Genomic DNA, 14,276 nt, shown 5'->3' with positions numbered 1-14,276 from the left:
GTCAGCTCCACTAGCTGCTTTACAACCTGAGACTTGCAGCGTTTGCGATGAGCTATTCGAGGGGCGTGAAGCGAAGCCTTTCTGGACTACACAGCGGATCGGGACTGATGTGGCGCCCTTGCTGGCTTATACCTGCTCTTTGATATGCACGGCCCGTATTCCCGACGCGCCCGAGGGATATTACGCGAGGCCTCATAAAGGTGGCGGCGGAGTTGGTATGCCTGACCCAGACCTCTGACAAATCGCATTCGAATGTCTGATTTTGAACGCTAACCGATTCATATAGCGCGTCCGCAATCAGTCGAAACCCGCCGCTGATACCATCTTACGCGATCAGATCCCGATCAAGCCGCCATCACGCGCGCGATCAGCCGCTCTTCCTTCGCGATCCACGGCGCCATGCTCGGCCGCGACAGGATCGCGTCGCTCCATGCCGCGATCTTCGGATGCACCGCCGCGTCGATGCACGCGCCGCAATGGCGGAAATTCATCAGCGGCGAGGCAACCGCGAGGTCGGCGAGCGTCAGCCGGTCGCCGACGAGGAAGCCCGATGCCGGGATCGCGCTTTCGAGATAGGCAAGCAGCTTCGGCAATTCCTCGCCCTCGGCCTGCGCCGCCGCCGCAAGGTCGCCTTCGCGGCCGAGGAATTTCGGTGCGACGATGCGGTTGAAGAACATCTTGCCGCTGCACGCCGCAAACACCGTGTCGCCGAATTCTTCCCACCAGATCACCCGCCCGCGCTCCTGCGGGTCGGCGGGGATCAGCGCGGGTTCGGGATATTTCGCCTCCAGATATTGGATGATCGCGCTCGAATCGGCGAGCAGGAAGCCATCGTCGTCCATCGCGGGCATCTTGCCGAGCGGCGATGCGGCCTGAAATCCCGGATCGGGGTCGCCGATCCCGACGCCCTTCAGCTCGAACTCGATTCCCTTTTCACCCAGATATCCGAGCAATTTCCGAACGAACGGCGACACCAGCGAGCCATAGATTATCATCGCGCATCCTCCCTTTGATCGGTGCAGCATAGGCGAAAGGTTGCGCGTCGCAACCCGTCCGGCACCGTCGCGCCGCGGTGTGCGAAATGGGCTTGCCATCGGCCGCGCGCCATGGAACATCCGGCGCTGGAGGGGGGCGCTGCTACGGCAGCCATCAGGCAGGATAAATCATGCGCCCTTCGTCATGGGCTGATCGGCTGTTGGCGCTGCTGGTCCGGTTTGTCGGGCTGGTCATCCTGCTTGCAACGATCGCTGCCGCCGCCGCCAGCTTCCTTTACAACCAGGCCGACGAGGCCGACCAGGCCGCACAGGTCGCGGCACAGGTCAATATGCGGCTGCGCGACCATGTCGCGGTGCTCGAAGGCGTGCGCGCGCTCTACCAGTCGGACAGCGCCGCAAGCGGCCCCGGCATCCGCGCCTATCTCAACGCGCTCCAGCCGCAGGTCCGCGCGCCGGGGATGGAAGGGGTCGGCATCGCTGCGGCAATGCGCGCCGCCACCCCCGCCGCGCTCGAAGCCAAGCTCCGCGAAAATTATGGCGAGGACATCAAGGTCTGGCCCGCGACCGACCAGCCGATCGGCTTCGCGGTCGTCCTCGTCGAACCCTATACGCCGCGCCGCCACGTCGCGCTGGGGTTCGACATGTACAGCGAACCGGTCCGCCGCGCGGCGATGCGCCGCGCCTGGCAAACCGGCCAGCCGGCGGCGAGCGGCATCGTCCAGCTCGCACAGGAACGGGCGGCGAAGGTCAAGCAGCCGGGCTTCCTGATCTACCTCCCCGTCTATGCGCGCGCACCCGCCGGATCCGGCCCCGGCGCCGTCGTCACCGCCGACGGAGTGCGCCCGATCGAAGCCTTTGTTTATGCGCCCTTCCGCACCCGCGATATGATGAACGCCGTCCTCGGGTCGCAGCTCAAGGGGGTCGACGGGCTCGAAGTCTATGCCGGAGAGGGGCCGTCGGCGCCGCTCGTCTTTCGCAAGGGCAAGGTCGGCTGGGACGCGCACGAACAGAAATTGCGCGTCGCCGACCGCATCTGGACGATGCGTATTTCCTATGGCCGGTTCCTCGAACGCCTCGGCCGCCCGCTCGGCATCTTCATCTTCGGCGTCGCGCTCGCCCTGCTCGCGACGCAGCTCCACCGCGTCCAGCGGCGACGCCTCACCGCCTTTCAGGCGCTCGCCGCGCAAAAGGCGCGCCATGCCGAGGATCGCGAACTGATGATCGGCGAGATGGCGCACCGCATGAAAAATGCCTTCGCGCGCATCGGTGCGCTCGCGCGCATCACGCTGCGCGAATCCCAAAGTCTCGAAGAGTTCGAGACGAAGTTCGACGGCCGGATGCGTGCGCTGTCGGACGCCAAGCAGATGCTCGTCACCGGTGCTGTCGACAGCGTCGAACTCGGCCGGATCGTCCACCGCGAGCTTGAACTCGCGGGGCGGTCGCCCGACCAGCTCGCCGCGGTCTCCGGTCCCGATGTCCGCCTCGACGACGAGGGCGCGCAGGCGCTCTCGCTCGCGGTGCACGAATTCGTCACCAACAGCATCAAATATGGCGCGCTCGCCGGCGAGGGCGATCTCGCGGTCAGCTGGCGGCGCATCGGCGACGACATCGAGCTGAACTGGGTCGAAAGCAACCTTCGCGAAACGCCGCACATCGACGCCGAAAGCTTCGGGACCCAGTTCATCCGTACCTTGATCGAGCGCCAATTGAAGGGAAGCTGGCAGCGTACGGCGGTTGACAACAGCCTCGCCATCGTCATTCGCTGGCCGGACAATGGCACCCCCGACTGATCACCGCTGGCAGATCTGGATCGACCGCGGCGGCACCTTCACCGATGTCGTCGTGCGAAGCCCTGACGGCACCGTCGTCACGACCAAATATCTCAGCGAAGATCCCTCGCGTCCCGGCGATGCGGCGGTCAATGCGATCCGCGATCTCACCGGCGCAGGGGACGGCGCATTACCCCCGCTCGCGATCCGCATGGGCAGTACCGTGGCCACCAACGCGCTGCTCGAACGCAAGGGACAGCCGACGCTGCTCGCGATCACCCGCGGCTTCGGCGACGCGCTCACCATCGGCTACCAGGATCGCCCCGACCTCTTCGCGCGCCGCCTCGACCGCATTCCGCCGCCGCACGCCGAGGTCGCCGAAATCGTCGAGCGCGTGGGTCCCGACGGCGATGTCCTGACCCCGATCGACGAAGCCGCGGCGCGTGCATCGCTTGCCGCCGCGCGCGCACGCGGCCTTACCAGCATCGCGATCGTGCTGATGCACGGCTATCGCTACCCCGCGCACGAGGTACGCCTTGCCGACATCGCGCGCGAAACGGGCTTCACCCAAATCTCGACCAGCCATGACGTCAGCGCGCTGATCAAGCTGGTCGGCCGCGGCGATACGACGCTCGCCGACGCCTATCTCTCGCCCGTCCTCCACCATTATGTCCGCCAGTTCGTCGCGCAGCTCGGAGAGGGCGTCGATCCGCAGTTCATGAAAAGCTCGGGCGGCCTTGCGTCCGCCGCCGCCTTCCATGGCCGCGATGCCATCCTTTCGGGCCCCGCGGGCGGCATCGTCGGCATGGTCGGCAGCGCCGCGCCGCTCGGCAAGGACCGCCTCATCGGCTTCGACATGGGCGGTACCTCGACCGACGTCAGCCATTATGCCGGCCGGCTCGAGCGCGATAACGAGACGATCGTCGCGGGTACGCGCATCCGCGCCCCGATGCTGCGGATCCACACCGTCGCGGCCGGGGGCGGCTCGATCTGCCGCTGGGACGGCGCGCGTCTCACCGTCGGCCCCGAAAGCGCCGGCGCCAACCCCGGCCCCGCCGCCTATGGCCGCGGCGGGCCCTTGACGGTCACCGACTGCAACGTCCTGCTCGGCAAGATCCAGCCCGATCATTTTCCGAAGCTCTTCGGCCCGAACGGCGACCAGCCGCTCGACCGCGACGTCGTCGTGCAAAAGTTCGCCGCGATGGCCGCCGAGGTCGGGACCATCACCCCCGAAACCCTCGCCGAAGGCCTGCTCAGAATCGCGGTCCAGCAAATGGCGAACGCGATCAAGCGCATCACGATCGCGCGCGGCCACGACGTCACGCAGGGTTACAGTCTCGTCGGCTTCGGCGGCGCCGCGGGCCAGCATGTCTGCCTCGTCGCCGACGCGCTCGGGATCGACGAAATCCTGCTCCATCCGCTCGCGGGCGTGCTCTCGGCCTATGGCATGGGCCTCGCGCGCCCCTCGGCGATCCGCGAACGCACGCTCGGCCTCAAACTCGACGAAAGTTGCGCGGCGATGCTCGCGGGCGCCGAAACCGAGCTGTCGGAACAGGCCCGCGCCGACCTTGCGCCCGGCGCCGAAACGGCCTGCGAAACGCTGCTCTTCGTCCGCCTCGCCGACAGCGACAATGCAATCGAGCTCCCGCTCGCCCCGCCCGCCGAAATCGCAGAGGCCTTCGCCGCCGCCTTCCGCCAGCGCTTCGGCTATGCGCCGCATGCCAATCTCGTCGTCGATCGCATCCGCGTCGAGCTGACAGAAACGGGCGACGCTCCCGCAGCCCTGTCCTTGCCCGCGCCGACCACCGAACCCGAACCCGAAATCGTCACTGCATGGCTCGCGGGCGCCGAACATCGGGTCCCGCTCTACCAGCGCGACGCCCTGCCCCCCGGCCGCACCCTCCCCGGCCCCGCAATCGTCATCGACGCGCTTTCGACGACCATCGTCGAGCCCGGCTGGAACGCCGCGGTCCAGAGCGAGGGCAGCTTGCTCCTCGCCCGCACCCGCGCCGCTGAAACGCCCGCCACCGGGACCGAAGACCTCGCCGCCCCCGACCCGATCCGCCTCGAAATCTTCAACAGCCTGTTCATGGCGATCGCCGAGGAAATGGGCGGCGCGCTCCAGCACAGCGCCTCGTCGATCAACATCCGCGAGCGGCTCGATTTCTCGTGCGCGATCTTCGACGGCACCGGCCGCCTCGTCGCCAACGCGCCGCACATGCCCGTGCATCTCGGCTCGATGGGCGAGAGCGTCCGCACCATCCTCCGCCAACGGTCCGGGGCGGACGGCCGACCTGCCGACGGCCGCGGCATCCGGCGCGGCGACGCCTACGCCCTCAATGCCCCCTACGACGGCGGCACCCACCTCCCCGACATCACCGTCGTCATGCCGGTGTTCGTTGAAGGCAACATCCCGAGCTTTTTCGTCGCGGCGCGCGGCCACCACGCCGACCTCGGCGGCATCGCCCCCGGCTCGATGCCCCCCGACAGCAAGAGCATCGCCGACGAAGGCATTCTCTTCGACAATGTCCTGATCGTCGACGACGGCCATTTCCGCGACGCCGCCGTCGCAGCGCACCTCGTCGACAGCCCATGGCCCGCGCGCAACCCCGCGCTCAACATCGCCGATTTGAAGGCGCAGGTCGCGGCCTGCCAGCGCGGCGCCAGCGCGCTCGCCGACCTTTCCGCCGCGCACGGCGCAAAAACCGTCGCGGCCTATATGAAGCACGGCCAAGCCCAAGCCGAAGCCGCGGTGCGACAGCTCATCGCGCGCCTCGACGACGGCGCGTTCCGCTATGCGATGGACAATGGCGCCGAGGTTGCCGTCGCCGTGAGAGTCGACCGGACGGCGCGCCATGTCACGATCGACTTCACCGGATCGTCGGCGACGCTCCCCGACAATTTCAACACGCCGATGCCCGTCGTCCGCGCCGCAGCCCTCTATGTCCTGCGCACGATGCTCGACGACCCGATCCCGATGAACGAGGGCTGCCTCGCCCCTGTCACGCTGATCGTCCCCGACGATTCGATGCTCAGCCCGCGCTATCCCGCCGCGGTCGTCGCGGGCAACGTCGAGACGAGCCAGGTCATCACCGACGCGCTGTTCGCCGCCTTCGGCGCGATGGCCCCCGCGCAGGGCACGATGAACAATTTCACCTTCGGCAACGACGCTTACCAATATTATGAGACGATCGCGGGCGGCTCGGGCGCCGGTCCCGGTTTTGACGGCACCAGCGTCATCCAGACGCATATGACCAACAGCCGGATGACCGACCCCGAAGTCATGGAAACGCGCTTCCCCGTGATCGTCGAGCTATTCTCGATCCGCAAAGGCTCGGGCGGCGCGGGCCGCTGGCACGGCGGCGACGGCGCCACCCGCCGCATCCGCTTCCGCGAGCCGATGGCCGCAAACATCCTCGCGAACCGCCGCACGGTCGCGCCGAAAGGTCTCGCGGGCGGCGAAGACGCCGCACCGGGGCGCAACCGGGTCGAACGCGCGGACGGCCGCGTCGAGATACTGGCCGCCACCGGGAGCGCAGACCTTGCCGCGGGCGACGCCTTCGTGATCGAAACGCCCGGCGGCGGCGGATACGGGAAATCAGGGGAGAGGTAATTTGGCGACAGCGCGGTCTACCCCACGCGGGGATGACGGGATGAACGCAATCCTTCTTCCCCCTCGATGGGGGAAGGATACGCAGCCTTGTCGCGAAGCGGCTAGGCGGAGTTGGATGGGGGTGACGGTGCGTCCTCGCGCCACCACTTCAGGCCGAGACCGCACCCCTACCGCTGCGCCCCGGATCAGGTCCGGGGCTCACTGCCTCCCCCATCTAGGGGGAGGAAAATAGTCATGCTCGTGCTGATCGGTATCCTCATCATCATCGCGGGCTTCCTGCTCCGCTTCAATCCGCTGCTCGTCATCATGGCCTCGGCGCTCGCGACCGGCCTCGCCGCGGGACTCGACGTCGCTGCGATCATCGCCGCCTTCGGCAAGGCGTTCAACGACACGCGCTACGTCTCGATCGTCTGGATCGTCCTCCCCGTCATCGGCCTGCTCGAAGCCTATGGGCTCCAGCAACATGCGCGCAGCCTCATCGGCCGGATGAAGGGCGCGACGCTCGGCCGCCTGCTCACCTCCTACCTCCTGCTCCGCCAGGCGATGGCGGCGGTCGGCCTCACTTCGGTGGCGGGGCATCCACAGACCGTCCGTCCGCTCGTCGCGCCGATGGCCGAAGCCGCGGCCGAGGCTCGGAATGAGGCGCTCACCGACGACCAGCGCGAGGAAGTGAAAGCCTTCTCCGCCGCGACCGACAATGTCGGCCTCTTCTTCGGCGAGGATATCTTCCTCGCGATCGGCTCGATCCTGCTGATGAAGGGCCTGCTCGAAGGCTATGGTTACGTCATCGAACCGCTGCACTTCTCGCTCTGGGCGATCCCGACCGCGATCGCGGCGTTCCTCATCCACGGCTTCCGTCTCCGCCGCCTCGAGAAACGCATGGCGCAAAAGACCCTGGCGCAGGAGGCGGGCGCATGATCACGCTCGGCTTCGTCTATGTCCTCGCGGGCCTCACCTTCGCGCTCTTCGCCGCGCTCGGCGTCGCCGACCGCAGTAACCCGAAACGTTTCGGCAACGCCGCCTTCTGGGCGCTGCTCGCGCTCTCGATGCTCGGCGGCGATTGGCTCGGCGACTTCGGCAATGGCCTGCTCGTCCTCGCGCTCGTCGCGATCGCGGGGACCGGCCAGATCGGCCGCGCGCCGGGCGGCGACGTGCCCGCTGATGACCAAGCCGAACGCGCCGCGCGCCACGGCCCGTTCCTGCTCCTCGTCGCGCTGATCATCCCCGCGGTTGCGCTCGCGGGCACCTTTCTCTTCAAATGGGTGCCCGGCCTCGCCGACCCCAAGCAGGCGACGCTGATCTCGCTCGCGCTCGGCGTGCTCATCGCGCTCGGCGTCGGCATGGCGCGCCTCAAGCCGCCGCTCCTGCTGCCCGCGCAGCAGGGCCGCCGCCTGCTCGATGCGGTCGGCTGGGCCGCAATCCTGCCGCAGATGCTCGCAAGCCTCGGCGCGGTCTTTGCACTGGCCGGCGTCGGCGAAGTCGTCGGCGACCTGATCGGCACCGCGATCCCGCACGGCAGCCTGTTCGGCGCGGTGCTCGCCTACGGGCTCGGCATGGCGTTTTTCACGATGGTGATGGGCAACGCCTTCGCCGCTTTCCCGGTGATGCTCGCCGCGGTCGGCATGCCGTTGCTCATCATGCAATATGAAGGCGACCCCGCGGTCGTCGCGGCGATCGGTATGCTCGCAGGCTTCTGCGGCACGCTGATGACCCCGATGGCGGCGAACTTCAACCTCGTCCCCGCGGCCCTGCTCGAACTCAAAAATCCCTATGGCGTGATCAAGGCGCAGATCGGTACCGCGCTGCCCTTGCTCGCGGTGAACATCGCCTTCATCTGGCTTTTCGCATTCTGATATGACGCACCTCACCCCCGATCACGCGACCCGTTTCGCTACCGCAACCCTCTCGCATCTGGGCCGCGAGTATCCGTACAAGATGGACCTCGTGCTCAATGGCCCCGGGGACGCAAAACCCCCGCGCGAGCACCACCCCATCTTCCACGGCAGCTTCGACTGGCACAGCTGCGTCCATGGCTGGTGGCAGATCCTCCGCCTCGCGCGCCGTTTCCCCGATCTCCCCATCGTCGCCGACATCCGCGACCGCGCCGACGCGATGCTCGTCCCCGAAAAGGTCGCAGGCGAGCTCGTCTTCCTCGACCGGCCCTACGCAGCGGCCTTCGAGCGCCCCTATGGCTGGGCCTGGCTCCTCGCGCTCCACGCCGAGACGGCACGCCACGACGCACCATGGGCGGCCGCGCTCGAACCGCTCGCCGCCGCTTTCGCCGCGCGCTTCCACGTCTTCCTGCCCAAGCTCACCTACCCCTTGCGCGTCGGCACCCATTTCAACATCAGCTTCGCATTGTTCCTCGCGCGCCACTGGGCTGAAACCCGCGATCCCGCGTTGGTCAGCCTGATCGATGCCCGAACCCGCGACTGGTTCACCGGCGACCGCGACTGTCAGGCATGGGAACCCGGCGGCGACGAATTCCTGTCCTCGGCACTTACCGAAGCGCATCTGATGGCCGTCGTCCTCGGCGGCAATTTCGCCAGCTGGTTCGACACCTTCCTGCCGCGCGCGGCGGAACAGCGTCCCGCGACCCTCTTCACCCCCGCCACCGTCTCCGACCGCAGCGACGGCAAGATCGCGCATCTCGACGGTCTCAATCTCAGCCGCGCGTGGAGCTGGCGCGCCATCGCCGCCGCGCTCGGCCCGGCCCACCGCGTCGCGCCCGTTGCCGAAGCCGCGGCGCAGCGCCACCTTGCCGCCGCCCTCCCGCACGTCACCGGCGACTATATGGGCGAACATTGGCTCGCGAGCTTCGCGCTCCTCGCGCTCGACGGTCTTTAGGCCGTTATTGCCGAGAAGCGGACGGCCTCGCCGATTGACAAGCCCCGCCCTCGCGGCGAGAGACGGCGCAAGGGGGGAGAGAGGCCAAGGTGAACGGAAAGATGCTGCGTCCCACTTCGTTCGACGTTGCCGAGCGCGCCGGCGTGTCGCAATCGACCGTGTCGCGTGCGCTCAGGAACAGCCCCGGCGTCAACGCGGAAACACGCGCGCGTGTCTCTGCCGCGGCGCGCGAACTGGGCTATGTCGTCGACCGCCATGCCTCGTCGCTTCGCCTTAAAAGCAGCGAGACGATCGCGCTCGTCACCATCTGCCGTCCCGGCGAGGATCGCAGCGCGATCAACCCCTTCTATTTCGCGCTGCTCGGCAGCATCGCCGCGGCGACCTCGGCGCGCGGCTTCAACCTGCTCGTCTCGTTCCAGGAAAATCCCGACAATTTCCGCGCCGATTTCGTCGCCTCGGGACTCGCCGACGCGATGATCGTGATCGGCACGACCAGCAACCGCGACGCGTGGAAATATTTCGCGGATGCACAGGCATCGGGGCTCGACTTCGTCTGCTGGGGCAGCCCCGGCAGCCCCTTCCACTGGATGCGCAGCGAAAATGACATTGGCGGGCAACTCGCCGCCGAACATTTCGTCGCGACGGGCCGCCGTCACATCGCCTTCGTCGGGCCGCAGCAGTCGCCGCAGCGCCAGTTCGACGAGCGCCGCGACGGCTTCACCGCGGCGCTTGGCGCGCACGGCATCACTCCCGTCGTCGCCGAACCGCCCGCCGCCGCCGACCGCCACGCGCAGGGCGTCGCCGCGGTGCAGGCGCTGCTCGCGGCGCATCCCGAAACCGACGCGATCTTCGCGGCGAGCGATATGCTCGCGCTCGGAGTATTGCAGGGGCTCAAGGACGCGGGACGCCGTGTGCCGCAGGACGTTGCGCTGATCGGCTTCGACGGCATCCGCGCCGGCACGCTCGCCGATCCCGCGCTCACCACGCTCGAACCCGACCTCGACGCTGCGGGTGAGGCGCTCGTCGCGATGGCGCTCGAGGATGACGAACGCACGCGCAGCGGCACGCGCATCCCGGTCCACCTCGTGGTGCGCGGCACCGCCTGACGCCCCGCTTCGGACGCGTTACCGTGACTTAACTCCCCGAAAAGTAACAAGTCGTTATCTATGCACTGCTACCCATGGGGGCGGGGGCAGAAAGCGGTAGTGTGAACGGTCAATTTTTCATTTCGCTGCTCAACCCGGGCATCGGCCTGCTCTTCGCCATCGCCTTTTTCCTGCTGTGGCTGAACCGCCGCGAACGCTATGTCGCCTATGCGGCGGGCGCCTATACCGCCTCGGCGCTCGCCTTCCTGATCCAGGATGTCGGCCCCGTGCTGCCGATGGAATTGCAGCGGCTGCCCGCCAATCTCGGCTTCCTCGCGACCGGGGTGCTGTTCGCCGCGGCGATCATCAAGCGCTACGGCCTGCCCGTGCCATGGCGCGCGATGGGCCTAACGGTCGCGGTGTCGATCACCGTCTTCCTCTGGTTTCTCCTCGGCCAGCCGGACATCGCCGCGCGCATCCTGTCGGTCAGCATCGGCGCAGGGATCATCGCCGCGATGGTCGTGCGCTCGCTCTGGCCGATCGACAAACCCTATCTCATCGATCGCGTGCTCTTCTGGGTCGCCGCGCTTTCGGCGCTGAACCTCATCATCCGTCCCATCGTGCTGCTTTCGCTTGTCGGCGGCTTCGACAACTATGTCGGCTTCCAGCAGTCGGTCTACTGGACCACCGTCCAGTTCAGCCAGGCGATGGTGTCGGTGGTCGCGGCGATCAGCCTGATGGTCGCGGTCGCGATCGACCAGATCAGCGAACTGCGTCGGCAGGTCGACGACGACAATCTGTCGGGCCTGCTCAACCGTCGCGGGTTCGAGGCGCAGGCCGGCGCCGCGCTTCGCCGCTGCATCGACGAGGATCGCCCCGTCGCGCTGATGATCGCCGACCTCGACCATTTCAAGTCGATCAACGACAATCACGGCCACGCGGTCGGCGACGCGATCATCGCCGCCTTCGGCGCGCATGTCCGCCTGATCGGCCCCCCGGGAATGATCGCGGGGCGCATCGGCGGCGAGGAATTCGCGCTGCTCGTCCCCGGCGCGGGGATCGAGGCCGCACGCCAGCTCGCCGAAGCGGTTCGCAAGGGGCTCGCCGCAGCCTGTGCCGACCGCATCCCCGCCAGGCTCTGTCCGACGACGAGCATCGGGATCGCGATCGGCGCGCCCGGCACCAGCCTCTCGGCGCTGATGGCCGACGCCGATCAGGCGCTCTACGAAGCAAAGCGAACGGGGCGAAATCGCGTCCGCGCCTTCACCCCCAAGGCGATCCGCCTCGCCGCAAACGGCAGCTGATCTTTTAAAGTCAGATATAACAATGGACTGGCAGAAAAAAGTATCGACCGCCTCTAAATAAGATAATCTTTACTCGTTCCCGATAGGAAGCAATGCGGGGACCGGGGGGATTATTATGTTCACTGTCCTCGAATGCGTTGCCTATCAGCATGACCTGCGGCTGGTCTTGGTCGCCGCGCTTGTCTGCATCCTCGGCAACGCCTGCCTGTTCGTCATCCTCAACCGGTCGACCTTCTGCATCGACACGCGCCGCCGGCACTGGATCGTCGTCGCGGCGATTGCGCAGGGCGTCGGGGTCTGGGCGACGCACTTCGTCGCGATGCTCGCCTATCGCGGGTCGATGCCGATCCGCTTCGATGCCAGCCTGACCCTGTTGTCGGTCACGATCGCGATCGCATTCTTCTGGGCCGCCTTCCGCTGGCTCGGCGCGGCGCCGACCGCCCGCGATTGCGTGATTTCGGGCGCCGGCGCGGCGGTCGGGGTCGCGGCGATGCACTTCACCGGCATGGCCTCGATCATCGCCCCCGCGCGCGTCACCTACGAGGTCGTCCCGATCCTCGTGTCGGCCGCGCTGTCGTGGGCGTGTTTCTCCGCCGCGCTCCTCGTCTTTTCGCGCGCGTCGGGGTGGCGCAAGATCGCCCTGCCCGCCGCCTTGTCGGTGCTCGCGATCGTCGCGCTGCATTTCACCGCGATGTCGGCGACGACGCTCGTCCCCGACCCGACGCGCGGCGCCGATCTCACCGGTTATGCCAGCCGCGACTGGCTGGTGCCCGCGATCGTGTTCGCCAATGCCGCGCTCATCGCGCTCGCGCTCACCGGCTCGCTCGTCGACCGCTGGCTCACCGACGCGCATGGCCTGGCCGAAGCGACGCTCGAAGCGCTGGCGATCACGCACGACGGCCGGATCGTCGAGGTCAACGGCCAGCTTTGCGAACTCGCCGGGGTGAGCAGCGGCGCCCTGCTCGGCAGCGCGCCGGGCGACTGGTTCGTCGCGATCGACGGCGGCCCCTTCGACATTCCCACCGGCTATTCGGCCGAGGCGCGGCTGCGGGGCAGTCCCGACGAGGACCAGATCCTCGAAATCGCGACGCGGACGATCGAATATCGCGGCCGCAGCTGTCAGGTCATCGCGATCCGCGACCTGTCCGACCGCAAGCGCGCGCAGCGCGCGATCGAGCATCTGGCGTCGCACGACGCGCTGACCGACCTCTCCAACCGCGCGCATTTCGTGCACGCGCTCGACGCGGCGATCGATGCGAAAGAGCCCTTCGGGCTGCTCGCGCTCGACCTCGACCGCTTCAAGGCGGTGAACGATATTTTCGGCCACGGCGCCGGCGACGAGATCTTGTGCCGCATCGCCGACATCCTGCGCGCATCGGTGCGCGGCGACGACCTCGTCGCGCGCATCGGCGGCGACGAATTCCTGATCATCCAGACGGCGGTGTCCAGCCCCGACGACACGCGCAAGCTCGCCAGCCGCATCCTCGAAAATGTCGCTATCGACATGGACGTCGCGCACGATCCGATGGCGGTCGGGGTCAGCATCGGCGTCTCGCTGTTCCCGCAGGACGGCGACAATGCCGAAACGCTCCAGCGCAACGCCGACACCGCGCTCTACCGCGCCAAGAACAACGGCCGCGGGCATGCCGCCTTCTTCGACCAGGAAATGGACGAGATCGCGCGCGAACGCCGCGCGCTCGAGCATGACCTGCGCCACGCCATCGGTCGCGGCGAGCTTTACCTCGTCTTCCAGCCGCTCGTCGCCACCGCCTTCGGATCGGTCGTCGGCTATGAGGCGCTGCTGCGCTGGGAGCATCCCGAACGCGGCGATATCCCGCCCGATGATTTCGTCCCCGTGGCCGAAGAGATTGGCGCGATCCTCCCGATCGGCGAATGGGTGCTGCGCGAGGCGTGCGCGGTCGCCGCGGGCTGGCCCGACAATGTCTCGATCGCGGTCAATGTGTCGACGATCCAGTTCCAGGTTCCCAACCTGCCCGCGATCGTCCGCGACGCGCTGGAGCAGTCGGGGCTCGACGCGCGCCGGCTCGAGCTCGAGATCACCGAGACCGCCTTCATCCGCAACCGGCAGGCGGCGCTGAAGATCCTGCACGAAATCCGCGCGATGGGCGTGCGCATCGCGATGGACGATTTCGGTACCGGCTATTCGTCGCTGAGCAACCTCAAGGCGTTTCCGTTCGACAAGATCAAGATCGACAAGAGCTTCGTCAGTTCGTTCAACGACGACGACGCGGCGCGCTCGATCGTGCGCGCGATCGTCGGTCTGGGGCGCAGCTTCAACATGCCGATCGTTGCCGAGGGCGTCGAGACCGAGGAACAGCGCCAGATGCTGCTCGACGAGGGATGCCCGCAGGCGCAGGGCTATTTCTTCGGCTATCCCGCGGGCGATCCCTATGCCGCCGCAACCCCGCGCGAAGCGCGCTCGGACGGGTGAACCCGATGACAACGAAACCCCGCCTCCTCCGCGACACGCGCGGCGCCACCGCGATCGAATATGGGCTGATCGCGGCGCTGATCGCGCTCGCGTCGATCATCGCCTTCCAGATGCTCGGGCTGAACCTCGCGGCGATCTTCACGACGATCGCCGACGCGCTGCCCTGACCACCGGCGGCGCGGCGCGCGGCGGCAGGCGCGCGCCGCGCGCG

General features: G+C 67.6%; 10 protein-coding genes. 9 read left to right on the top strand and 1 reads right to left on the bottom strand.

Translation table 11 applies throughout. The annotated features are described in order from the left end of the window. Positions 1-344: 344 nt before the first annotated feature. A complete protein-coding gene (locus tag ACIPPQ_RS01735) occupies positions 345-995 on the bottom strand; it encodes a glutathione S-transferase family protein (RefSeq protein WP_446542488.1) in 651 nt (216 codons plus the stop codon). 170 nt (positions 996-1,165) lie between these two features. Here ACIPPQ_RS01735 and ACIPPQ_RS01730 point away from each other — a divergent pair, with 170 nt between their 5' ends. From ACIPPQ_RS01730 to ACIPPQ_RS01690, 9 genes are all read left to right on the top strand, one after another. Beyond that, on the top strand, positions 1,166-2,785 hold the full coding sequence (locus ACIPPQ_RS01730; RefSeq protein ID WP_446542487.1) for a CHASE domain-containing protein: 1,620 nt from the start codon (positions 1,166-1,168) through the stop codon (positions 2,783-2,785). After that, a complete protein-coding gene (locus ACIPPQ_RS01725) occupies positions 2,769-6,377 on the top strand; it encodes a hydantoinase B/oxoprolinase family protein (protein ID WP_446542486.1) in 3,609 nt (1,202 codons plus the stop codon). The genes ACIPPQ_RS01730 and ACIPPQ_RS01725 overlap by 17 nt, the downstream gene beginning before the upstream one ends. Positions 6,378-6,611: 234 nt before the next feature. Continuing rightward, positions 6,612-7,295 carry a DUF969 domain-containing protein gene (locus ACIPPQ_RS01720; protein WP_446542485.1) on the top strand — a complete coding sequence of 228 codons (684 nt, stop codon included), beginning with the start codon at positions 6,612-6,614 and terminating at the stop codon, positions 7,293-7,295. Further along, complete coding sequence (locus ACIPPQ_RS01715; RefSeq protein ID WP_446542484.1) at positions 7,292-8,230, top strand: DUF979 domain-containing protein; 939 nt, start codon at positions 7,292-7,294, stop codon at positions 8,228-8,230. The genes ACIPPQ_RS01720 and ACIPPQ_RS01715 overlap by 4 nt, the downstream gene beginning before the upstream one ends. A 1-nt stretch (position 8,231) precedes the next feature. Continuing rightward, entirely contained in the window at positions 8,232-9,224 is a 993-nt protein-coding gene (locus ACIPPQ_RS01710; RefSeq protein ID WP_446542483.1) for a DUF2891 domain-containing protein, read from the top strand. Between the two features lie 101 nt (positions 9,225-9,325). Continuing rightward, positions 9,326-10,330, top strand: coding sequence for a LacI family DNA-binding transcriptional regulator (locus ACIPPQ_RS01705; RefSeq protein ID WP_446542482.1), 1,005 nt, complete (start codon positions 9,326-9,328; stop codon positions 10,328-10,330). Between the two features lie 101 nt (positions 10,331-10,431). Further along, positions 10,432-11,613 (top strand): GGDEF domain-containing protein, encoded by a 1,182-nt coding sequence (locus tag ACIPPQ_RS01700; protein ID WP_446542481.1) that lies wholly within the window; start codon positions 10,432-10,434, stop codon positions 11,611-11,613. A 115-nt stretch (positions 11,614-11,728) separates the two neighbouring features. Continuing rightward, positions 11,729-14,065 (top strand): EAL domain-containing protein, encoded by a 2,337-nt coding sequence (locus ACIPPQ_RS01695; RefSeq protein WP_446542480.1) that lies wholly within the window; start codon positions 11,729-11,731, stop codon positions 14,063-14,065. 5 nt (positions 14,066-14,070) lie between these two features. After that, positions 14,071-14,232: a Flp family type IVb pilin gene (locus ACIPPQ_RS01690; protein ID WP_446542479.1), complete on the top strand. Its 162-nt coding sequence runs from the start codon at positions 14,071-14,073 to the stop codon at positions 14,230-14,232. Positions 14,233-14,276 lie beyond the last annotated feature (44 nt).

This window comes from Sphingopyxis sp. LARHCG72, assembly GCF_052871675.1.
The sequence above is the reverse complement of the archived record's forward strand: the minus strand, read 5'-3'. Positions and strand labels throughout refer to the sequence as shown.